This window comes from Flavobacterium cupreum, assembly GCF_003996965.1.
Classification (GTDB): domain Bacteria; phylum Bacteroidota; class Bacteroidia; order Flavobacteriales; family Flavobacteriaceae; genus Flavobacterium; species Flavobacterium cupreum.
This window is the reverse complement of sequence record NZ_QWDM01000115.1, coordinates 1-375: the sequence shown is the minus strand read 5'-3', so window position 1 is coordinate 375 and position 375 is coordinate 1. Positions and strand designations below refer to the sequence as shown.

Below are 375 nucleotides of genomic sequence, written 5' to 3'. Positions count from 1 at the left end.
TACAGTACAAAGCCGATGGACTCGAACAAAACCTTAGAAGTCCTGCCTGCGCTTTCAGGCAAAGGGTTTCGGGCGTTGATTGTAAAACCTATTCCATCTTTGCCAGTTGTTTACTGGCCAATATGGGGATTCGCCATTATATCAGGCAAATCAAACAACCGAGTTTTCGCCCTGACCTGTATACTCATGTATACGTAATTGTACCCCTTAACCAAGAAACAGGCGATATAAAAGACGGCTATTTTATCATAGACGGTACAACAAGTAATAACAGAGAACCTATATACACTATGGCACACGACACCGAAGTTAATTTACCGCATTACGGGCTTAATGCTCCCACTGCAAAGGGTAAGCGCAAAACAATTGCAACAA

General features: G+C 42.7%; 1 protein-coding gene. It reads left to right on the top strand.

Annotated features, from left to right (window positions below; all coding sequences use genetic code 11):
- The coding region (locus D0817_RS25835; RefSeq protein ID WP_202866527.1) for a hypothetical protein at positions 1-375 on the top strand (375 nt) is incomplete at both ends.